Here is a 20972-nt window from a genome sequence, read left to right on the forward strand (position 1 = left end):
TCAATTAATAAGCAACCGCGATGCCGGGTTAGAGGCCGGTCGAGGTTGCCCGCATCCACTGACTCCACAAGAACTTAGCCGCCTGTTTTCAAATCCTCATCGCGACTCGCCGGAAAAAACTTCTCAGTCGACCGGAAATCCCGGCACACGGCAGCGCGCGACGGATTGCCCGATTTGTTCCAGAGTGCGAGGGCGATTCCCGATGTCATCATGAGCGCAGCCGATTCGATAACATTCGTTGTCGCGCCGCACACAAGACCGATCACCACCACTACCATGAGATAACCGACCGCCCTGTGCTCGGAACGATGTCGCAGCGCCTGCCACAGGAGCCAGGCGAGCGCAAGAGCGGCAATCGTGATGCCAAACGCTACCGTCAGGTAGACGTACATGTTGTCGGCAGCATTGTACTTCGATGACTCGAAATAAAGCTGAGCCGTTCCGATTCCGCCGATTCCCCGACCCGTCAACACGGTGTGGTCGAGGTTGAGGAGAGCGAGTGCTTCCGGCCACATCCGCTCCATCCGCGCGACATACGACGATGCGAGTATGTTGATAATAAGATTGTTTGTGCGAAGAAGGCTTGTGACGGCGGCAGGGGAGACCGCGGCCAGAATCGGCGGAACGCACGCAAAGAAGCCGAATGCAGCTAAAGCGAACTGCAGGGCCGCTCGGGCGGCATGTCGTGAAGTCCCCCGAAAGCGGCGCTGCACGCCGATGCCGGCGAGAATGACTGTGAGAGCGAGGAAGGCCAACAGTGCGGTCTTCGCGGTTGTGGCAACGATTCCGGCGAAACCGAGCGTCAACAGGGTGGCATCGAAAAACCGGATGATTCGTGCATCGCGGTCGGACCGCGCCGCGCGCTCCGCGATGTACAGCGCCGCAAGGCAGAAAAGAATATTGGCCGTTTCGAAGTTCACGCGCCCAAAACCGGCGAGCCGAGGCAAGCCGGACATCCCCCACGCCCGTGAGCCTTCCAGAGTCTCTCCGAAAGCCTCGTACTGGAACCCTGCCCACGGCGCATCGAAAAACATCTCGACTGCCAATCCCAGCACGACGAGCGGTACTCCCAATCGGAACGCGGTCCGGAGGGCCGTGCTGTCGATAAGGCGCGTCGCAGTCGCAGTGTAACCGACCAGAAACGTGACGAAAATCTTGGCGCCGAAAACAACCTGCGCCGCAGGCAGGCGGTGCCACAAGGCGACCAACACACCGTACACAAGGACTGCGACCACCAGACCTACTGTCGTATTGATGCGAAAATGGATGGCAATCCTGAGTGCGTACCAGGCTATCACGAGCAACAGCAGTCCGTCCTTGGCGTAAATCATCAGGGGCAGTCCGGCCGACGCGAACAAGTAGCGCAGCGCTCCCTCGGTGATAACCATGAACGACCACACGCCCAACATCCACATCGCCGCTCGTTTCATCGCACGGCCTCCCCGTAGAGCTGTTCGTACTGCTCGGCGATGCGTGCGGGTGAGAATCGCCGGGACAACCGCCTCGCCTGTTCGGGAAGTGTGTGCCGCCACGAGTCGTCCGCGAGGAGGCCGGCCAGTGTTTCGGTAAGGGAATCCGGGCGATCCGCATCAAAAACAAAGCCGTTTTCGCCGTCGCGCACCAGCTCCGGCAGGCCGCCCCGGTTCGACGACACAACCGGCACCCCGCACGCATTCGCTTCGGCGACAATACGCCCAAACGGTTCGTTCCACAGCGACGGGACGACCAGCGCATCGAGAGTCTGATATATTTTCTCGGGCGGCTGCTGGCCGTGAAAGGTCACGCGGTCTGATCCGTACGTTCGCGTAAGATATGCGCCGTAAGTCTCGGTGTGTGCACGGCCGAATATGTGGGCGTCAACCTTCGCTGAATTCAGTCTTCGAAGGCTGGACAGCAGCAGCTCGATCCCTTTGTGCGGTGCGAGGCTTCCCACGAATCCGAGGTGCACCCGTGAGGGATCCTTCGCAAACGCCGGGCCGGACGCCCTTGCCGATGGTACGGGATTGAAGATCGTACGGGTTAACAGCGCATTTGTGAAAAAACCATGACCGAGATGGATGTCGAGAATATAGTCACTGATGCCGACCGCAGCCCGCACGCGCGGCGCCTGACGCTTTTTCCCATTTGATGCGATCCGGCAGGTCACACACTGGCGGTTGCATCGACGACCGTCGGCAAACATCGTGCTCCTGACACACAGCAGGTAGTGGTCGCGAATGGTGTGGACAATCGGTACCCCCGCTCGTTCTGCCGCCCGCCATACCGCCACCGATAACCCGGCAAGGTTGTTCGTGTGGATCAGATCGGGACTGGTCTCGGCAATCAGCTTCCTGAAGGCGGGCTCGGCCCACCGGTTGTCCATGTCGATGGCGTGCCAGAGAGGCTTGATGAGCGAGGGGCGGGACGACGACGTTCGCATCCAATAGAGATTGGGAGTCCGAAGATAACGAACGTCGACACCGTTGACGACAGCGCGGTCGTCGGTCGGACCGGTGCACGCGACCGTCACCGAGTGCCGGCGGTTTACCAGTTCCTCGGCCAGCAGTTGAACGGAGCGCTCCGCTCCGCCGACCTCAAATGGCGTATAGAGTGAATTAAAGATCAGAATCTTCATGTCGACACAATTCCCATTTTGTCGCAGCCCGAAGCCGCGTGTCGTCCTCCACATAGTATCGTCACCACCGGTCACACACTTTACCCGGCTATACCGGAATACCGTGCGGTCACACGCGGTTAGCGGTGATTATCCGGGATATGCTAAAGGGGAGGCGGCAGGGGACCGATAACACGGACGTATAAGCGGCGCGCCACAACGGCCGCCCCGAACATAGGATGTAGCGATGATCGTCAATGCGCGCTTTCTCACGCAGCCAACGACCGGGGTCCAGCGGTACGGACAGGAACTGTCCCGTCTGATCAAGGCGCTTCGGCCGGACACACGCTTCGTGTCTCCCCGGAACGTGTTACATTCAGGTATAGCCGGTGAACTGAACGTTGAAAAGGTTGGCACCGCGACCGGGCATGTGTGGGAACAGGTCGCGCTGCCCCGGTTCCTGAAGAAATACGCGGACGGTGAACTCCTGTTGAGTCTGGGTAATACCGGGCCGGTGCGATACGACAACCAGATAGCCGTGATCCACGACCTGTCCGTATTCCGTCACCCCGAGTCCTACTCCAGAAAATTCGGTCTGCTCTATCGAACTATCTTGCCGCGGCTGGTCCGCACCTGCCGGGCGATTGTGACCGACAGCGCTTTTTCCCGTGATGAACTTGTATCGGAATTCGGATGCGATAGCGATGCCGTTTTTGTGGTTCCGTGCGGCGTAGGATCTCAGTTCAGACCGGACCGCGCGGCCCCCCCCGAAAAACCCTATATTCTGGCAGTCTCCTCACTCGCTCCTCACAAGAATCTTCAACGGTTGCTTGATGCGTTTGAGATGGCAGGTCTGCGTGGTGTGACATTAAGAGTAGTCGGGACAGGGGGGAGTGTGTTCGCCCACACCTCCGTCCGTGGGCGCGAAATGTCTGACGTGACGTTTCTTGGTCATGTTGCTGAGGAGCAACTGGTGGATCTATACCGCAACGCCTCACTGTTTGTATATCCGTCGCTCTACGAGGGGTTCGGACTGCCGCCTTTGGAGGCTATGGCCTGTGGATGTCCGTGCCTTGTCTCAAACGCGGCCTCCTTACCCGAAGTGTGCGGTGACGCTGCCATCTATTGCGATCCGGCCAGCACTGATAGCATCGCTCAGGGCATGACCCGGCTGCTGAATGATCCGCTCCTTCGCTCGGACTGCCGCCAACGCGGACTCATGCGGGCGGCCGGTTTCTCCTGGGAGGTCAGCGCCCGTCGACTGCTCGAAGTCATTGACACTGTTGCTGCCGAGCGCCTGTCCCGCCGCGCCGAATCTCTGTCTCGATAAGCAACTTGGTGCCCGCCGGTCGAGGCTTCATCCTGTTTCAAAGTGTTACAGTAAGTCTCTGTTGCGTTGAAGGTTACGCTGCTCACGTGATGTTCTGCTCGAAGCCCGGCAACCGAGTCTGCAGGCTTAATCGTATAATGAACAGGTTCAAGATGTTGGCAGGTTTTTTTCATTGATTTTTTCTCCTTATCAACTACATTAGGGGCTCGCCTGAAGGCCCCCGGCTCTCAGGCGCGATATATCTCCGCGTTGGTGGGGTTCCCGAGCGGTCAAAGGGATCAGACTGTAAATCTGACGGCGAAGCCTTCGAAGGTTCGAATCCTTCCCCCACCACCATTTCCGGCCCCAACACCCACACCACATCGAACCCATCACCGGTGTGCTCACGTGTGACCGGTGGGCCTGCACTCCACACAGCCTGAACCGCGACCAGTCGGAAGCGACAAATTTCATCCTATTTCTACGCAAGCCTCTAAATCATTGCGCCGAACCGCCGACATACATTTTAGGGAAGAACAATGAAGTACTGGCATGATCTCACACGGCTGTGTGATCGATTCGGTCAGGCTTAACAACGGAGTGTTGAGTTGCACGGAAGCAACCATCAATCAATCAGGTCCAGGGGAAGGGCCACAACCGATCAGTCAACATGTCTTACGCAGTCTCCCGGCAGTACAAGCACGAGACTCAGGCCGGCGGTCATCAAGTCAGTTGAGATCGAGGCCGCAGATCATCTGACATCACGCGGGGGCAAACCATGAAGAGTTGTATCATCTTTGGTGGATCCGGCTTTGTCGGCACCCATCTGGCGCGGCATCTTCTTGAGACCGGACGGTTCAATCACATCCAGCTTGCCGACATCCAGCCGTCGAGTCTGACCGGACTGCCGGGAATCTCATTCTCCCGGGTCGACGTACGCAAGCCCATTCCGTTGGATTTGGTCGCGGACCGTCCCGAATGGATATTCAATCTCGCGGCGATTCATCGCGAGCCGGGTCACACCCGCGAGGAGTACTTTGATACCAACCTCGCCGGGGCTCACAATGTGTGCATGTACGCCGAGGCGTGCGGCTGCAATAACATTTACTTCACGAGCAGTATTTCGGTCTACGGCCCGACCACGGGACCGACCGATGAACGCCGGCCGATTCAACCGTCGACCCCGTACGGCGGATCCAAGTACCCGGCTGAACTGATCCACGACATATGGCGTCAGCGGCGTCCCGGCCGGCGGCTTCTGATCAGCCGCCCGGGCGTGCTCTATGGACCCGGCGACCCGGGCAACATTCTGCGGATGATCAACGCCGTCAAGCGCGGCTATTTCGCATTCCCGGGATCATCGTCCATTCACAAATCCTACGGCTATATTTATGGTTTTCTCGACAGCATCGACTTCGTGATGGACAGCCCGCACGATTTTCTAGTCTACAACTATGTAGAGACTCCCACCCAGCCACTGGCGCATATCGTGGCCGAAACGAAGCGGTTTCTCGGCAGTCGTGCGATAACGGTATCAATCCCATTATGGCTGCTCTTGCCGATCGCATCGGCGATCCAGAAAATGATTGGATTCCGTAACCCCATCCATCCGGTGCCCGTTCGCAAGGCCGCCACGCCTACCCACATCGTTCCCCAGACGCTTATGGAGATGGGGTACACGTTCAGATACTCATTTGCGGAGTCTCTGCGTCACTGGCTGACGGTCGCCCCCGAGGACTTCGGCTATGCCCCGGCAGTCGACCCGGAATCCAAACGCCGCCTGCGCCTGCGTCGCGGGGTCGAGTCAGCCGACTCCGAGGTCCCCGTGACCGCGCGGCGTCACTCACGCATGACTGAAAAAGAATCGGTGGCAGGACGATGAGATATCCAATCAGGAAACTGCCGCCTCTCGACGATCTCAAAGTCGCGATCGTGCACGAGTGGCTCATCAACTATTCCGGTGCGGAACGGGTGGTCGAGCAATTGCTCGCCATCTTTCCGCAGGCTGACCTCTTCGCACAGGTTGACTTCCTGCCTGAGGAACTGCGCGGGTTCATCAGTCATAAACCCGTGACGACATCGTTCATCCAGCGGTTGCCCGGCGCGCGAAAACACTACCGCAGTTACCTGCCGCTTATGCCGCTCGCTGTCGAGCAGTTCGACCTGACCGGCTACGATCTCGTCATCTCCAACAACCATGCGGTAGCCAAAGGCGTCATCACCGGTCCGGATCAGATTCATATCTCGTACGTTCAGTCGCCGATCCGCTACGCCTGGGATCTGACCCACCAGTATCTCCGCGAGTCAGGGCTTGATCGCGGGCTCAGGGGCTGGGTCGCGAAGCTGCTGTTACACCGTATCCGCACCTGGGATGCGCGCGCCGCTAACGGCGTCGATCGCTTTGTCGGCAACTCCGGATTTATCGCTCGCCGCATTGCCAAGGCGTACCGTCGGGAAGCCGACGTCATCTATCCGCCGGTGGATGTTGCATCGTTTTCGTTGCGTGAGCAAAAGGACGACTACTTTCTCGCCGCCTCGCGCCTGGTACCCTACAAGAAAATAGACCTGATCGTCGAAGCCTTTGCTTCGCTGCCCGACCGAAAGCTCGTGGTCATCGGCGACGGACCGGACATGGCAAAAATCGCCGCCAAGGCCGGACCTAATGTCAGAATCCTCGGATACCAGCCATTCGAAGTCCTCCGTGATTACATGCAGCGCGCGCGGGCCTTTGTGTTTGCCGCCACTGAAGATTTCGGGATCATCCCGGTGGAAGCGCAAGCCTGTGGGACACCGGTCATCGCTTTCGGACGTGGTGGAGCCACCGAGACGGTGGTTCACGGGCAGACGGGTGTCTTCTTCGAAGAACAGACGGTTGCGAGCCTGGTCGATGCCGTGCGGGAATTCGACCGCCTCGGGATCGCCTTCGAGCCGGCCATCATCAGAAACCACGCCCTTCAGTTCTCCGTGGAACGCTTTCAGCGGGAGTTCCGCAGTCTTGTGATAGACACGGTCGAGTCGATGACCGGTATGCGCAGGCAGCGGGCACTCCCGCCACAGGAAACGATCCCGCAATCCGAGGAAACGCCGTCGACACCGTCGCGGGCGGTCCGCGTCTCCTGACGGGTTCCGGGTCTGCATTCCTTTCGAAACAAAGCGCCTCCGGCTTCGTTTAATCTGCTTTACTCGCAAAGAGCCTGCTGCTATGTTTGCAGAGCCTGCGTTCGCACTATGGAAACCGCACTGAAACGACAACCGGCGGACTTCACCGAGGGGTCTGTCATCGGCTCCATTCTTAAGATGGGCCTCCCTTCCATGTTTGGATTTCTATCCCAGCACATCTATGCCATGACCGACATGTTCTGGGTTTCCAAGCTCAACGAGGGGGAGGCAGGCGTCGCCGCCATCACGTTCTTCGCGAACATGATGTGGTTGCTGTTTTCGTTCAACCACCTGGTGGGAACGGGTTCCGTTGCCGTGATATCCCGGCGGTACGGCGAACGCAATTACACGCAGACCGAAAAGGCCATTAAAGAGACGTTTCTCCTCAAATTCGGGCTCGGTGTTCCGCTTGCGGTCGCAGGGTGGTTTATTCTTCCGACCATGCTGAAGCTGCTCGGTGCAGAGGGCGAAACGCTGGCGCTGGGGATTGTGTATGGCCGGGTGATGCTGATAGGGCTGCCGGTTATGTATACCGCGTATTCGGTTTTCACGGCGCTGCGGGGCGTTGCGAACCCGAACCTCGCGATGGGACTCATGCTTGGTTCCAACTTCCTCAACCTTGTACTGGATCCGCTGTTCATATTCGGCTATCTCGGTTTGCCGGCCATGGGAATAAAGGGCGCGGCGGTGGCCTCGGTCCTGTCGTTTACGCTGACGCTCACCGTGGGTGTCGGTCTTTTTGCCACCCGCCTTACCAACGTACGGCTGCGCATCGCCGGGGCGGCTCCGCTGGGGATAGCCAGCGCATGGAAGATCGTACGTATCGGCATACCCGCGTGGCTGGGCGAGCTGTCGTGGTCCGGATCGCGTCTGCTGCTTACCCCCATTGTCGCCGCGTACGGAACCCCGGTCGTTGCCGCCTACGGCGTCGCGACCCAGTGGTTTTCGTTCGGCATCATGATTCTCGTTGGAATCGGGCTCGGGTTGTCCTCGCTGATAGGTCATAACATCGGCGGGGGTAAGCTCGATCGGGCGAAAAAGACCGCCGATCAGGCGCTCCTGCTTGCGATCAGTATCATGACCGTCATCGGCCTGCTCACGTTTCTCTTTGCACGCCAGTACGTCAGCCTGTTCTTCGACTCCGGAGAGACAGTCGAGCACGGCGTGGAGATACTGAGGATATTCGCCCTCAGTTACCCGTTCTTCGGAATCTTCATTATGCTCGAGCATATCCATTCCGGTGTCGGGCTCAACTCGCCGGTCATGGTACTGATATCCATCCACGCCTGGGGGCTCCAGGTCATACCGTCATTGCTCGTCACCAATGTGTTCGGTTTTGACCAGACTGCCATCTGGGTCGTGCTGACCTGCTCCGGCGTGGTCACCTCAATGCTTTTCTACTTGTATTACCGCCGGGGAAAATGGCTTACCGTCTCGGTGTAGGCGGGGGTCGGTTCTCTTCGTCGGGCCTAACACGGATCAAGTGGATTCATTTTAGGTCTATTATTGCCGAACAAGAGTAGAAAGAGCTTGTTACGATATAACATATGAAATAGAATGGAGCCCACCGACTTTTGGGTCGTTACGGTTCAACGGCCGGGCGCGACGTATGCCCGGATCTGCTGCAAAGGTGAAATACATGACCGAGCACGAGGCGAAGAAACGAGCGCACGAAATCGAATACGAAAATCGTGAGTGGATCGAATCGCTAGACTACGTCTATGAAAACCAGGGCCCCGATCGCGTCCGCGAGCTGCTGCGTCGTCTGCAGCTGCGCGCGCAGCAGCAGGGCATCCAGATTCACTTCACGGCCAATACGCCGTATATCAACACCATCCCGGTGGAGCGCCAGCCTGCGTTTCCGGGCAGCCGTGAGATCGAACGCCGCATAAAAAGCATCATTCGATGGAATGCGATGGTGATGGTGGTCCGTGCCAACCGCGAATCCAGCGGGATCGGCGGCCATATCTCCACGTATGCATCCTGCGCGACACTCTACGAGGTCGGCTTCAATCATTTCTTCCGTGGACGAACCGAACAGCATCCGGGTGATTTGATTTACTTTCAGGGCCATGCGGCCCCCGGCGTGTATGCGCGCGCGTATCTCGAAGGACGGATCACCGAGAAGCATCTCGAGAACTTCCGCCGTGAGTTGAAACCGGGCGGCGGGCTGTCCTCGTACCCGCATCCGCGCCTGATGCCGGAATTCTGGCAGTTCCCGACTGTTTCCATGGGGCTCGCCCCCATCACCGCCATCTATCAGGCTCGATTCAACCGGTATCTCCACGATCGGGGTCTTGCCGACACGGCCGATCAGAAGATTTGGGCGTTTCTCGGCGACGGTGAGCTGGATGAGCCGGAGTCACTCGGGGCGATTACGCTGGCGTCCCGCGAAAAGCTTGACAATCTCATTTTCGTGATCAACTGCAATCTGCAGAGACTCGACGGTCCGGTGCGGGGCAACGGCAAGATCATCCAGGAACTGGAGGCCGCATTCCGAGGCGCCGGATGGAATGTTATCAAAGTAATCTGGGGCTCGGACTGGGACCCGCTGCTGAAGATGGATACCGACGGCGTACTCGTGAAAGTCATGGAAGAGACGCCGGACGGTCAGTATCAGAAATATTCGGTGTCCGACGGTGACTATATCCGCAGGGACTTCTTCGCGCGAGATCCGCGATTGATTGAGATGGTCAAGCGCTACTCCGACGAGCAACTGGTGAAGATGCGTCGCGGCGGCCACGATCCCCAGAAGGTGTATGCCGCGTACAAAGCGGCGGTCGAGCATACGGGAGCGCCGACGGTAATCCTCGCCAAAACGATCAAGGGATATGGCCTCGGCGAAGCGGGCGAGGGACGAAACGTCACGCATCAGCAGAAAAAAATGAATGAGCAGGAACTCAGGGAGTTCCGCAGCCGCTTTGGGATTCCGATTTCGGACGATGACATCGCCGGCGCGCCGTTTTATCGTCCCCCGGAAGACAGCGAGGAAATGCGTTACCTGAAAGCGCGTCGCGACGAGCTCGGCGGGCACGTGCCGAAAAGAATCGTGGTGGCGCCCCCCGTCACCGTGCCGCCGCAGGACGTCTTCGACGAATTCCTGCACGGCACCAAAGACCGCGAAGTCGCTACCACTATGGTGATGGTCCATCTGCTGTCCAAGCTACTTTCGGACAAGACCTTTGGTCCGCACATCGTGCCGATTGTCCCCGATGAAGCCCGCACGTTCGGGATGGAGTCGCTTTTCCGTAAGGTCGGAATCTATTCGCATGTCGGACAGATTTACGAACCGGTCGACAAAGAAAGCCTGCTCTATTATAAGGAAGCGAAAGACGGGCAGATCCTCGAAGAAGGAATTACCGAGGCGGGCTCGATGTCGTCGTTTGTCGCCGCCGGCACCGCTCATGCCACTCACGGCATCAACATGATTCCGTTTTTCATCTTTTATTCGATGTTCGGATTCCAGAGAATCGGTGACCTCATCTGGCTGGCCGGTGATGCCCGTGCGAAGGGATTTCTCGTTGGCGGCACGTCGGGGCGCACCACCCTGGCCGGCGAGGGACTGCAGCATCAGGATGGCCACAGTCATTTGCTCGCGTACAAACTCCCCACATTGCACGCCTACGATCCGGCGTATGCCTTCGAACTCGCCATCATCGTGAAGGAAGGGCTGAAGAGAATGTACGAACAGGGGCAGGAAATCATGTACTACATCACCGTGATGAACGAGCCGTATATTCAGCCCGCCATACCGAAAGGCGTCGAGGAGGAAGGGGTCCTCAAAGGGCTTTACAAATTCCGCAAGTCTTCGATGAAAGCAGGCGGGGCGAAGGCGCACCTGCTCGGCAGCGGTACGATCCTCAACGAAGCTCTCAAGGCGCAGGAGCTGCTGGAATCTGAGTACGGCGTGTCGGCCGACGTTTGGAGCGCGACGAGCTACAAAGAGTTGTATGTCGATGCCGTTGACACCGAGCGTTGGAACATGTTTAACCATGACCAGACGCACCGGGTCCCGTACGTACAGCGAATTCTGGAAAAGGAACAGGGCGTCTTCGTGTCGGCGTCCGATTACCTCAAAATGCTGCCCAGCGCGATTGCGCGGTGGATCCCCGGGCCGTATACGATCCTCGGTACCGACGGCTATGGCCGCTCGGAGTCGCGGGAATCACTTCGCGACTTCTTCGAGGTCGACCACCGCTACATCACGCTTGCCGCGCTGCACACGCTGGCTCATCAGAACAAGGTCAAAAACGAGGTCGTCACAAAGGCCATGAGGAAGATGGATATCAACCCCGAAAAGGCCAATCCTCTGTTTGAATGAAGTCGAGGAACAGACTATGATACAGGAAATCACGATTCCGGAAATAGGCGAGAAGATCGAGTCCGGCAAAGTTGTCGGAGTGTTGGTCTCAACCGGGGACACGGTCGATATCGATCAACCGCTCATCGAGTTCGAAACCGACAAGGCCGTCGTGGAAATCCCGTCAACCGCAAAGGGAACGGTCACGGAAATCAGCGTGAAGAACGGGGACGAGGTCAGGATCGGTCAGGTGATCGTTCGTATTGAGACCGACTCCGAGTCCGCTTCGCCACAAAAACAACCTCAACCTGAACCGGAGAAGCCGCCCGTTTCTCAGGACCGAGCAGCGACGGTCGAATCCGAAACTGCTGCGCCGAAGTCGCGCCCGGCCCCCAAAGGCATCGAGAAGGAGAGCGCAAGGCCAATCGCCTCAGCATCGCCGGATTCAGATGAAACTACTGAAGACAGCGGGGAGGAAACGCCTGAACGGCGTCAGTCTGAAGAGTTGCCTGAGCCGGCTGAAAGCGGCCACGCCGCGCCGGCATCGCCGTCGGTTCGACGGTTAGCCCGCGAACTGGGCGCCGATATCAACGAAGTTCGGGGCACCGGACCGGGTGGACGAATCACTGTAGAAGATGTCAAGGCGCATGTGAAGAAAATCGTTACCGGTCATCCTGCCACTGAACCGGGCGGATTCGGAGAATCGGCTCGCGAAGGTCGTGCGCTTCCCGATTTCAGCAAGTGGGGAGATATTCGTCGCGAGCCGATGTCGCGCGTTCGCTCGATCACGGCCGACAGCACCGGCTATGCCTGGAACGTGATCCCGCACGTCACGCAGTTCGATCGCGCAGACATCAGCGAAGTCGAGGACTTCCGCCGGAAATACGCCAAAGCGGCCGAAAAGGCCGGCGGGAAGCTCACCGTCACGGCCATCTTGCTGAAAGTGATCGCCGCCGCGCTCAGGAAGTACCCGAAATTCAACGCGTCCATCGATCCGGCAAATCAGGAAATCATCTACAAGGACTACTGCCATCTCGGCATGGCTGTCGATACCGACCGAGGTCTGCTCGTCCCCGTGATCCGGGATGTCGATCGGAAAAGCATCATAGAGCTGTCGGCAGAGTTGACCGATATCGCGGACCGCACCAGGAACAAAAAGATCAAGCCGGAGGAACTGGAAGGGGGGACGTTTACGATCTCCAACCAGGGTTCCATCGGAGGCGTAGACTTCACGCCGATCGTCTACTGGCCGCAGGTGGCGATTCTCGGTGTCAGCCGCTCGTCCGTGCAGCCGACGTATATCGACGGAGAATTGAAGCCGCGCACAATCCTTCCTCTCTCGCTGTCATACGACCATAGGCTCATTGACGGCGCCGATGCCGCCCGGTTCCTCAACTGGGTGGTGCAGGCGCTCGAACACCCCCTCCTCGTGCTTTTCGAAGACTGACGTGTGTTGAGAGTTGGTGATTTGATGGTTGACCAAAAAGATTCGACTCACGTTGCCGTAATCGGCGGCGGCCCCGGCGGATATGCCGCGGCGTTTATGGCCGCTGACCTCGGCCTCGATGTTACCCTGGTTGACCCCGAAGAGAATCCCGGCGGCGTGTGTCTTTACCGGGGATGCATCCCCTCGAAAGCGCTGCTCCATGTCGCAAAGCTGATCGCGGAAACCCGCGAGGCGGAATCGTGGGGTTTGAAATTCGGCGAGGTCGAGATCGATCTTGACAAGCTGCGATCCTGGAAAGACGGCGTCGTCGGCAAGCTGACCGGCGGTCTTGGGCAGTTGGCGCGGGCCCGCAAAGTCACCCACATCAGGGGGAAAGCGCGCTTTGTCAGCAGCACAACACTCGAGATAAAAGCCGCCGACGGCGCTCGCAGGCGGCTGACCACCCGGTACTGCATTCTTGCTACCGGCTCGCGACCTGCGGTCATTCCGAATCTTGCGCCGGAATCCGATCGTATCCTCGACTCCACTTCCGCGCTGGATATCAAATCCGTTCCCCGAACGCTGCTGGTGGTCGGGGGAGGGTACATCGGCCTCGAACTCGGCACCGTCTACGCCGCTCTCGGTTCCAAAGTATCTGTCGTAGAGATGACCCCGTCGCTGCTGCCGGGAGCCGATAAGGACCTGGTAAGCATCCTTTCAAAGCGGTTGAAGTCATCGTTCGAGAGCATCATGCTCAACTCGACCGTTGCGGAGATGAAAGAACAGAAAAACGGAATCAGAGCAACCTTCCGTGGTGACAAGCTGGAAAAGGAATCCGCTGTCTACGAGAAGGTCCTGATGTCCGTCGGCCGCAAACCCAATTCCGGTGACCTCGGTCTCGAAAATACCAAAGTCCGGACCGACCAGCGTGGCTTCGTGATAGTCAATGAGCGGCGGCAGACCGATGATCCCGCAATCTTCGCGATCGGCGACATCGCCGGCGAGCCGATGCTCGCCCACAAGGCGTCCCATGAGGGAAGGGTTGTTGCCGAAGTGATCGCCGGAAAACACGTGAACTACGATCCGCGTGCGATTCCCGCGGTCGTGTTCACCGATCCCGAAATCGCCTGGTGCGGGCTCATGGAACACGAAGCGAAACAAAAGGGTATCGACGTCAAGGTCTCCCGCTTCCCGTGGGCGGCCTCGGGACGGGCTACCACGCTTGGTCGCAACGACGGCGTCACCAAAATCGTTGTTGATGCCAATACCGATCGCGTGCTCGGAGTCGGCATCGCCGGCGCCGGCGCCGGAGAGCTGATCGCCGAAGCGGTCCTTGCCATCGAGATGGGAGCGCTGGCGTCTGATCTCGGATTGACTATCCATCCCCACCCGACCCTTTCTGAGACTATCATGGGTGCCGCCGATTTGATTTACGGCCACGCCACCGACTACTATCGGCCGAAACGTGCGTAGAGCGGCCGTGCCGACGTACCCCGCACCGCGACACGAGCGTGCCGGAATCGTCTTCGCCACCCAACCCGATCGGCGATCTCATCTCCGGCTTGGTCGTGACTGCCTCATTCTCCCGTGAAACTCTGCCCGGGTTCGTTCGTTGATTTAGTATGGGCATGCGCAAACACGTTTGGACAACTTCAGACAGATCGAGTCAATCGAACACCGACATCCGGGGCCGTGAGGAGTAATTCTATGGGTGAACCCGTCGATCGTCCCGAAACTAACCGGCCCGCCGGATCGCCGGTGGTGACCTTTCGCGACCGGCATCATGAAACGGCACCGGATGACAGTTCGTCTGAACTCGAACTGTTCCAGACTGCCCGGCGGCTGATCCAGGCCCTGGAACGCTGCTCGGCTCGGATTCGGTCGCACGACGGTCTGACCCTGCCGCAGATGATCTGCCTGCGCGTGGTTGTCGCCGATGGTTCGGTCACCGCCACGGCGCTTGCTCGTCGCGCTCGCATGAGCGCCAGTACCATTGTCGGCCTGCTCGACGAATTGGAAACGCGCGGGTTTGTCCGACGAGATCGGGACACACGCGACCGGCGTCTGATAAATGTTACCGCCACCGATAGCGGCAAGGCAGCCGTGAAACAAAACGCTCCCGGCCTCGAACGGGAGATGACGGAACTACTCCGTCGACTCCCCCAGACGGAACGGGCGGCCATTCGTCAATCGCTGCTGCGCCTCACGGCACACATCGATTCGATCGAATTACAGAGACAGTGAATGGAAGGGACAATCCATGCGTGAAGGACAGATATACCGCATGTCGCAGCAGACCGAAGCAGAAGACAAGGAACCGCCCAAGAAGCCGCCGCCGAGTCGCGTGCCACCTCGCAGGAAGCGCACGGGAAATCACGAGGTGGAGCGGGTGTCGCCCGCACGCGCGGCGCGCTCCGCCGCGAGCTGCCCTATCTCGGCTCCGATAATGAACACCATCGACGTGTAATAAATCCAGAACGCGACCGCCACCAGAAGCGCATAGGTTCCGTACACCTGCTTCAGCGTCGCGCCGTGCTCTATGTAAATTCCGAACAACTGCTTGGCTATTTCCCACAGAACCGCGGCCGCAAATGCGCTTACCGCGACCGTTCGTGTGGAGAGACGCTTTTGCGGGACCGCGAAATAGAGCGCTGCATACGCCAGAAATATCGCGGCGAACGACACCACCCGAATAACGACCCGCTGCACCATCGCGAGGTCCAGCCACTCCGGACCGGTCACCTGTTGCGCGACACGCATCGCGACATCGAGCAGCGGTAGAAGGGCGATCGATAGCACGAAAAACCCGAGCACGATAAAGACGAGCAACAGATCCTTGGCTTTCCCTCGAAGGATCGTGCCCGTATCGCCTGCCTGGAATATCTTGTTCAGAACGGTTCGCATGGAGCTGAACAAACCGCTTGCCGCGAAAAGTATCCCGACCAGCCCCAAAAGCCCCGCGATGTTCTTGTACAGCGTAAATTCACGGACACGGGCGGCTATCAACCCCTTGATGAAATCAGCGTACTCGGGATACGGAATCACCCTGTCGATATACGAGTTGATCTCCTGGACGATAGTCGGCCTCTCCAGCACCATACCCAGCCCGGAGAACAGGATCAACACGAGAGGAAGGATGCAGACAAACAGCGAGAAGGCAAGACCACCGGCATTCAGGAAGATGTGATGTTCGTACAGCCGGTTATACAGACCGTGCACGTAGTAACGCACCGAGTCTGCGAATTTCTTGAGAAGACCCAACACAACTGTCAGAATCGGCAACCGTTTCATGTGAATCTCCGCATTGGATCGAATATACGCGTGTCGGGTAGTATCGCTACAAAGAAGTTGCCCGCAGAGATGCCGAAAAGCGAGCACCGGTCGTGTTATCGGCCGAGCGATTTGGCGAGATCGCAGCGGTTGCGGTGTCCCGCCGGAAGGTCCTGCCGGCGTTTCTGTTACACCTTCTGCCTGACTTGTTTGCCCGAATAGTCAACTCCACACAAATGATTATAGTACAAATGGTTGTTATGAGAATGATATTTCAGCCGCAGATTCACTGATTATGACGGCAAAACCGTGATCTCATCGAAAGCCGGGCTGGCCGCGGACTCCCCGAGCGGACACAGCGCCGGTGGCGGCGCCCGGGCAGTGTACGCCCGCTCTCATAAGCACACGACGGGACCTGCAGATTTTCCAGTCGCTTCGAAGGATCACGCGGGCCATCGACGTTCACTGGCGTAAGCTCAAATCGCAGTTTAAGATAACCTCCCCGCCACTCGTCTGTCTCCTGGCCGTTGTCAATGAGGGGCCGCTGACCGCGACCACGATCGCACGACGCGTTTTCCTGAGTGCCGGCACGGCAGTGCCAGATACTCATCTGGGGCGGCGATCGGGTCGACATGGCCAACGCCATGGAGTCTCGACCGGCGCTCCTTGATCACCGGGAAAAGTTCGCCTTCATGGCGCCCCCGGGACGCACCGATGAGTCCAAGCGGCGGGCGCCGGATGCGCTGCTCGACACTCACATGAACGACGACGCCATAGACGCCGCCGGTCTGTTTGACCGCAAGCGGCTTCGGGCGTTCATGAACGACTACAAACGTGATACAAACGACGTTTCACTCGTTCGCAAGGATGCCCTGGTCAACCACCTGCTCTGCCTGCATATCCTCAACCGGCAATATGTGCAGCAGAAACATCGACCCGAACCAGTCACCGTCTGACCGGACCGGACATCAGGTGCCGTCCCAGCCGTATTTGTTCAGGTCGATCCGGTCCCCGATGCCGAACGCGACCCCTTCGTCGCCAAGCATCGCACGCTGCAGTTCATAGCCGTCTCCGGGCGGCAGCGAAATCCTTCCCCGGGCGTTGATCACGCGGTGCCACGGCAGGTTGTGGGATCGCGAGCACGAATGCAGGACTCGAACCACCTGTCGTGCAGCCCTCGGATTGCCCGCCAACGCCGCCACTTGTCCGTAAGTTGCGACCCTTCCGCGTGGAATACGGCCGAGAACCTCGATTACCTTCCTTGTGAATAGATCGTACAAGCGAAGACTCCATGTGACGCACCCACAATCTCTCTGCCCGCTTACTCGGTGTCAACAACTTAAGAAACCAGCTTGACCGAACCCTCAAACTCAGATATCATGAGCCTGATATGACCACCAGTTCAAGTTCGTCCTTCAGGGTCGCTCGCACGAGCTTCCCGTCGGCATCGGTACTCAATAACATGGGAAACCGCGGATGAGTTCATCAGCACCTTTTGGTATGCGAATCGGGGGAATTGCAGCATATGCGCCACGCCACCGGATCTCCAACACGCGAATAGCCGCACGCCTCCGCAAGGAGCGCATGCGCCTCAATGCCGAACATCGTCTCAACGGTCATGACCCGCTCGATCGGAAGCAGGAAAAGCTCTTCAAAACCAGCGATCGGTGGATCCAGCGGTTTATCGGTTTCAAGGAGCGCCGTTTTGCTGCCGACGGCGAGGGCACGATCGATCTGGCCGCTCGCGCCGCGCTGCTGTTGCTGGACAAGACGGGCCTGAAGCCGTCAGAGGTTGATGGCATTGTCTTCGGCACCGTGACGCCGTCATATCTGAACTCGCCGCCCGATGCCGCGCTGCTGCAGGACCGCCTCGGAATCCCCTCCGTGATCGGCGACAAACCGCGTGAATTCTTTGCGGTCGACTGCTCGCTCGCCTGCAGTACCTGGGTGACTGCGCTCCGCAGCGCCTATATGCTGATCTCCACCGGCGCCGCCAAAAACGTACTCGTTATCGGCGCCGACAAAATGAGCGGGACTATCAACTGGCGGGATCGAGCGTTTGCCACCGTACTCGGCGATGCCGGAACGGCCACCTGGTGTACTGCGGTACCGAAGGATCAGGACTGGTTCGGCGGAGAACGCTTCTGGAGTTGGGCCAGTGGGCGCGACGGCGACGTCATTATCACGCCGGCGGGCGGATCGGTGCGGCCCATCACGTCGATGAAGGATCTCGATGATTATCAGGATCGGCTCACCATGGATGGCGCCATGGTCAAAGAACTGATGGTGCCGCTGGTGGGTGGGCCCGGCATCGACGCCGCCCTCGAAAAATGCGGCTGGAGCATCGACATGCTCGATACCGCCACCTTCCATGAAGCCAACCTGATGATGAATCAGGATATTGCGAACCAGTGGAAAACCAAAGGCTTCCGTGGAGCGGTTGTCGATGCGGGGGGGATGTTCGGCAATACGACTTCGGCTTCCATTCCGCTGGCTGTCACACTGCACCCGGAGTATCTGAAGGTCGGTGTGCGGTTTATCTGGTTCGCGTTTGGCGGCGGTCTGTCGGCGGCCAGCGCGATGGGCGAGATTAAGCACCCGATTGTAGTCAGCGCGTCCATATAATGACAGAGTCAGGGGTCCCGGAACTCCGGTGGCCGGACTCGCGTTCTTGAATTCGACGTTTATGACCGTCCCTGCGGGAACCGTGGGGGCAATCCGGGCACGTACTTTTTCATCTGCCGCCGGCAGCATGAGTGCTCCGGAGCATCACTGAAAGATGTCAACCCGAAGAAGTGACGCCCACGTCACTGGTCAGGCAGATCGATGAAGAAGGTACTTCTCTTTTCAATACTTCTGATCCTCGGACTTATCGCTTCGCAGTATACATCTTCCCTCGGCGAATCCGAAGGAAGCGTGCGGGAGATCATACGGCTGTTGACCATGTTCCTGCTCGGCTTCATTATGATCCACGTCGGCTATGAGTTCGAAATCGATCGCCGCAACCTGCGAGGATACGGCGCGGACTACGGGATCGCCGCGACCGCAGCCGCCTTCCCGTGGATATTCTGCGCGCTCTATTTTGTCTTCGTCCTCAGTCCGCCGAGCGACTGGGGGAGTTTCGACGCGTGGACCGAGAGTCTGCTGGCCAGTCGATTTGCCGCCCCCACCTCGGCCGGTGTTCTGTTTTCCATGCTGGCTGCTGCCGGATTGTCGGCGACGTGGTATTTCCGTAAGGTGCGCATTCTCGCCATCTTCGATGATCTGGACACTGTGCTGCTCATGATCCCCCTCAAGATGCTTATCGTAGGCTTGCGCTGGCAGCTCGGGGTCGTGATCATCTTCATGGTCATCATGCTGTGGCTGGCCTGGAAGTACATGCACAAAACGCGCATTCCGGTCACCTGGCCATGGGTGCTGGGATACGCCGGGGCTATTACGATCGTATCTGAACTGATCTACAAGGGCTCGTTGATTATCGATGACGTGGTACCGGTACACATCGAGGTACTCCTGCCGGCGTTTGTGCTTGGCTGCATGATGGCCCGCCCGACCGGGCAGGATCCGCATGCCGACGACATCCGCGACGGTCATCAGGAAGGACCGGAAAGCCCCGAGGAACAACGCGTCTCGACCATTGTATCTGGCGCCTTCATGGTTCTGGTGGGGTTGTCCATGCCTGCCATCATACTCTCGGGCGAAGGGTCCATGACGTGGTCGATGATAGCCCTTCATGTGATATTGCTTACGCTGCTTGCCAACCTCGGCAAGATGTTCCCGCTGTTTGTGTACCGGCGCGAGGCGCACTGGCGCGAGCGACTGGCGATCTGTATCGGCATGTGGCCTCGTGGCGAAGTGGGCGCCGGCGTGCTAATCATCTCGCTTGGCTACGGCATCGGCGGTGACATGGTGACCATTGCCGCACTGTCGCTGGCGCTCAACCTCCTGCTTACGGGGATCTTTATTCTCATCGTCAAACGGTTGCTCGCCGGTGTGCCGGCCGCGTTTCCGCTGCATCGGTGATTTTCCCCCGACCGACGCCCTCACCGGAATCTCCTCTTGCCGCGAGTCAAACGCGACCGTAGATTCCGGTAGCTACATCCAACTCGTCGAACTATCGCGACAGGATTCGTTCGACAGTCACTATGAACCCAGGAGGTTTCTCGTGATAAAAAAGGCTATCCTTTTCATACTCGTGCTGGTTGTGATCGGGATCGTTGCGGCCTACTTCACACGCAACATTCTCGTCGCCAGAGGAATCGAGGCGGGCAGCGAGTACGGCCTTGGAAGTGAAGTCTCGCTGGGGGCCGCATCGTTGTCGCTGGGCGCCGGCAGTCTCGAGTTGAACTCCTACGAGGTGCGCAACCCGGAAGGATTCCAGGCCGAGAACATCTTCGTGATCTCGCACTGCGTACTTGATGTCGCGGCCGGGACCGTGCTCGACAAGGAAGTGACCATCGATTCGGTCATCCTCGAAGGGGTGACGCTGACGCTCGAACAGAGCAACGACAAAGGCAATTATAACGCCATCCTGTCACACATCCGGTCCGTCGACTTCGGCGCGTCAGCCGACAGCGACCGCAAGTTCCGCGTCGACAAGGTGGCCCTGAGAGACGTGACGGTCGCCGCCTCGCTCGAGTTGATGGGGAAGAAGCAATTCGAGAAGTCGTTCACGCTCGACAATTTCGAAATCAGCAATATCGGAACCGATGGCGGCGCTACGATCGGTCAGATCAGCGCCACCGTTATGCGCGCCGTCGTCGCACGCGCCCTGGACAAGGCGAAGTCCGAACTGCCCGGCGGATTCGGACAGCCCATCAAAGAACAGGTCCAGCAGAAACTCGACGAGGCCAAAGAAAGCGCCATAGACAAGCTCAAAGACGCCGGCGGTTCGCTGCTCGGTGGCGACAAATAG

16 protein-coding genes and 1 tRNA gene are annotated in these 20972 nt (G+C 58.6%); 13 read left to right on the plus strand and 4 right to left on the minus strand.

The window, feature by feature from the left end; all coding sequences use genetic code 11:
* Positions 1–74 precede the first annotated feature (74 nt).
* Together RBT76_03325 and RBT76_03330 are read right to left on the minus strand one after the other, a co-directional pair.
* Positions 75–1430, minus strand: a complete 1356-nt coding sequence (locus tag RBT76_03325; GenBank protein ID MDX9856801.1) for a hypothetical protein — start codon at positions 1428–1430, stop codon at positions 75–77.
* On the minus strand, positions 1427–2614 hold the full coding sequence (locus tag RBT76_03330; GenBank protein ID MDX9856802.1) for a glycosyltransferase family 4 protein: 1188 nt from the start codon (positions 2612–2614) through the stop codon (positions 1427–1429). Before RBT76_03330 ends, RBT76_03325 begins: the two co-directional genes overlap by 4 nt.
* Positions 2615–2840: 226 nt before the next feature.
* On the opposite strand from RBT76_03330, the gene RBT76_03335 reads away from it, so the two are divergent.
* From RBT76_03335 to RBT76_03375, 9 genes are all read left to right on the plus strand, one after another.
* Positions 2841–3923 (plus strand): glycosyltransferase family 1 protein, encoded by a 1083-nt coding sequence (locus tag RBT76_03335; GenBank protein ID MDX9856803.1) that lies wholly within the window; start codon positions 2841–2843, stop codon positions 3921–3923.
* A gap of 251 nt (positions 3924–4174) precedes the next feature.
* A tRNA-Tyr gene (locus RBT76_03340) sits at positions 4175–4259 on the plus strand.
* Between the two features lie 421 nt (positions 4260–4680).
* On the plus strand, positions 4681–5784 hold the full coding sequence (locus RBT76_03345) for an NAD(P)-dependent oxidoreductase (protein ID MDX9856804.1): 1104 nt from the start codon (positions 4681–4683) through the stop codon (positions 5782–5784).
* On the plus strand, positions 5781–7022 hold the full coding sequence (locus RBT76_03350; GenBank protein ID MDX9856805.1) for a glycosyltransferase family 4 protein: 1242 nt from the start codon (positions 5781–5783) through the stop codon (positions 7020–7022). The genes RBT76_03345 and RBT76_03350 overlap by 4 nt, the downstream gene beginning before the upstream one ends.
* A gap of 108 nt (positions 7023–7130) precedes the next feature.
* Positions 7131–8504, plus strand: coding sequence for an MATE family efflux transporter (locus tag RBT76_03355; GenBank protein MDX9856806.1), 1374 nt, complete (start codon positions 7131–7133; stop codon positions 8502–8504).
* A 196-nt stretch (positions 8505–8700) separates the two neighbouring features.
* Positions 8701–11382, plus strand: a complete 2682-nt coding sequence (gene aceE / locus RBT76_03360) for a pyruvate dehydrogenase (acetyl-transferring), homodimeric type (GenBank protein MDX9856807.1) — start codon at positions 8701–8703, stop codon at positions 11380–11382.
* 16 nt (positions 11383–11398) lie between these two features.
* A complete protein-coding gene (locus RBT76_03365; protein ID MDX9856808.1) occupies positions 11399–12808 on the plus strand; it encodes a 2-oxo acid dehydrogenase subunit E2 in 1410 nt (469 codons plus the stop codon).
* Positions 12809–12832: 24 nt separating this feature from the next.
* Positions 12833–14260: a dihydrolipoyl dehydrogenase gene (lpdA, locus tag RBT76_03370; GenBank protein MDX9856809.1), complete on the plus strand. Its 1428-nt coding sequence runs from the start codon at positions 12833–12835 to the stop codon at positions 14258–14260.
* A gap of 234 nt (positions 14261–14494) precedes the next feature.
* Positions 14495–15031: a MarR family winged helix-turn-helix transcriptional regulator gene (locus RBT76_03375; protein ID MDX9856810.1), complete on the plus strand. Its 537-nt coding sequence runs from the start codon at positions 14495–14497 to the stop codon at positions 15029–15031.
* Positions 15032–15160: 129 nt separating this feature from the next.
* Here the strand turns inward: RBT76_03375 and RBT76_03380 are convergent, their stop codons facing one another.
* Positions 15161–16078: a YihY/virulence factor BrkB family protein gene (locus RBT76_03380; protein ID MDX9856811.1), complete on the minus strand. Its 918-nt coding sequence runs from the start codon at positions 16076–16078 to the stop codon at positions 15161–15163.
* 560 nt (positions 16079–16638) lie between these two features.
* Between RBT76_03380 and RBT76_03385 the strand changes: the two genes are divergently transcribed.
* Positions 16639–17013 (plus strand): hypothetical protein, encoded by a 375-nt coding sequence (locus RBT76_03385; protein ID MDX9856812.1) that lies wholly within the window; start codon positions 16639–16641, stop codon positions 17011–17013.
* A gap of 12 nt (positions 17014–17025) precedes the next feature.
* Here RBT76_03385 and RBT76_03390 read toward each other — a convergent pair whose 3' ends face one another.
* Positions 17026–17337, minus strand: coding sequence for an MGMT family protein (locus RBT76_03390; protein ID MDX9856813.1), 312 nt, complete (start codon positions 17335–17337; stop codon positions 17026–17028).
* Positions 17338–17533: 196 nt separating this feature from the next.
* On the opposite strand from RBT76_03390, the gene RBT76_03395 reads away from it, so the two are divergent.
* The 3 genes from RBT76_03395 (at position 17534) to RBT76_03405 (ending at position 20972) form a co-directional block, all read left to right on the plus strand.
* Entirely contained in the window at positions 17534–18682 is a 1149-nt protein-coding gene (locus RBT76_03395) for a 3-oxoacyl-[acyl-carrier-protein] synthase III C-terminal domain-containing protein (GenBank protein MDX9856814.1), read from the plus strand.
* Positions 18683–18883: 201 nt separating this feature from the next.
* Complete coding sequence (locus RBT76_03400; GenBank protein MDX9856815.1) at positions 18884–20080, plus strand: sodium:proton antiporter; 1197 nt, start codon at positions 18884–18886, stop codon at positions 20078–20080.
* 142 nt (positions 20081–20222) lie between these two features.
* Positions 20223–20972: a hypothetical protein gene (locus RBT76_03405; protein ID MDX9856816.1), complete on the plus strand. Its 750-nt coding sequence runs from the start codon at positions 20223–20225 to the stop codon at positions 20970–20972.

This window comes from Candidatus Zixiibacteriota bacterium, from assembly GCA_034003725.1.
Taxonomy (GTDB): domain Bacteria; phylum Zixibacteria; class MSB-5A5; order GN15; family FEB-12; genus WJMS01.

What these genes read in the sequence shown, in the direction of transcription:
- RBT76_03335 (MDX9856803.1), top strand. Translation starts at nt 2,841, where the DNA reads ATGATCGTCAATGCGCGCTTTCTCACGCAGCCAACGACCGGGGTCCAG.
- RBT76_03375 (MDX9856810.1), top strand. Translation starts at nt 14,495, where the DNA reads ATGGGTGAACCCGTCGATCGTCCCGAAACTAACCGGCCCGCCGGATCG.
- RBT76_03400 (MDX9856815.1), top strand. Translation starts at nt 18,884, where the DNA reads ATGAAGAAGGTACTTCTCTTTTCAATACTTCTGATCCTCGGACTTATC.
- RBT76_03345 (MDX9856804.1), top strand. Translation starts at nt 4,681, where the DNA reads ATGAAGAGTTGTATCATCTTTGGTGGATCCGGCTTTGTCGGCACCCAT.
- RBT76_03355 (MDX9856806.1), top strand. Translation starts at nt 7,131, where the DNA reads ATGGAAACCGCACTGAAACGACAACCGGCGGACTTCACCGAGGGGTCT.
- RBT76_03330 (MDX9856802.1), bottom strand. Translation starts at nt 2,614, where the DNA reads ATGAAGATTCTGATCTTTAATTCACTCTATACGCCATTTGAGGTCGGC.
- aceE (MDX9856807.1), top strand. Translation starts at nt 8,701, where the DNA reads ATGACCGAGCACGAGGCGAAGAAACGAGCGCACGAAATCGAATACGAA.
- RBT76_03395 (MDX9856814.1), top strand. Translation starts at nt 17,534, where the DNA reads ATGAGTTCATCAGCACCTTTTGGTATGCGAATCGGGGGAATTGCAGCA.
- RBT76_03365 (MDX9856808.1), top strand. Translation starts at nt 11,399, where the DNA reads ATGATACAGGAAATCACGATTCCGGAAATAGGCGAGAAGATCGAGTCC.
- lpdA (MDX9856809.1), top strand. Translation starts at nt 12,833, where the DNA reads ATGGTTGACCAAAAAGATTCGACTCACGTTGCCGTAATCGGCGGCGGC.
- RBT76_03350 (MDX9856805.1), top strand. Translation starts at nt 5,781, where the DNA reads ATGAGATATCCAATCAGGAAACTGCCGCCTCTCGACGATCTCAAAGTC.
- RBT76_03380 (MDX9856811.1), bottom strand. Translation starts at nt 16,078, where the DNA reads ATGAAACGGTTGCCGATTCTGACAGTTGTGTTGGGTCTTCTCAAGAAA.
- RBT76_03325 (MDX9856801.1), bottom strand. Translation starts at nt 1,430, where the DNA reads ATGAAACGAGCGGCGATGTGGATGTTGGGCGTGTGGTCGTTCATGGTT.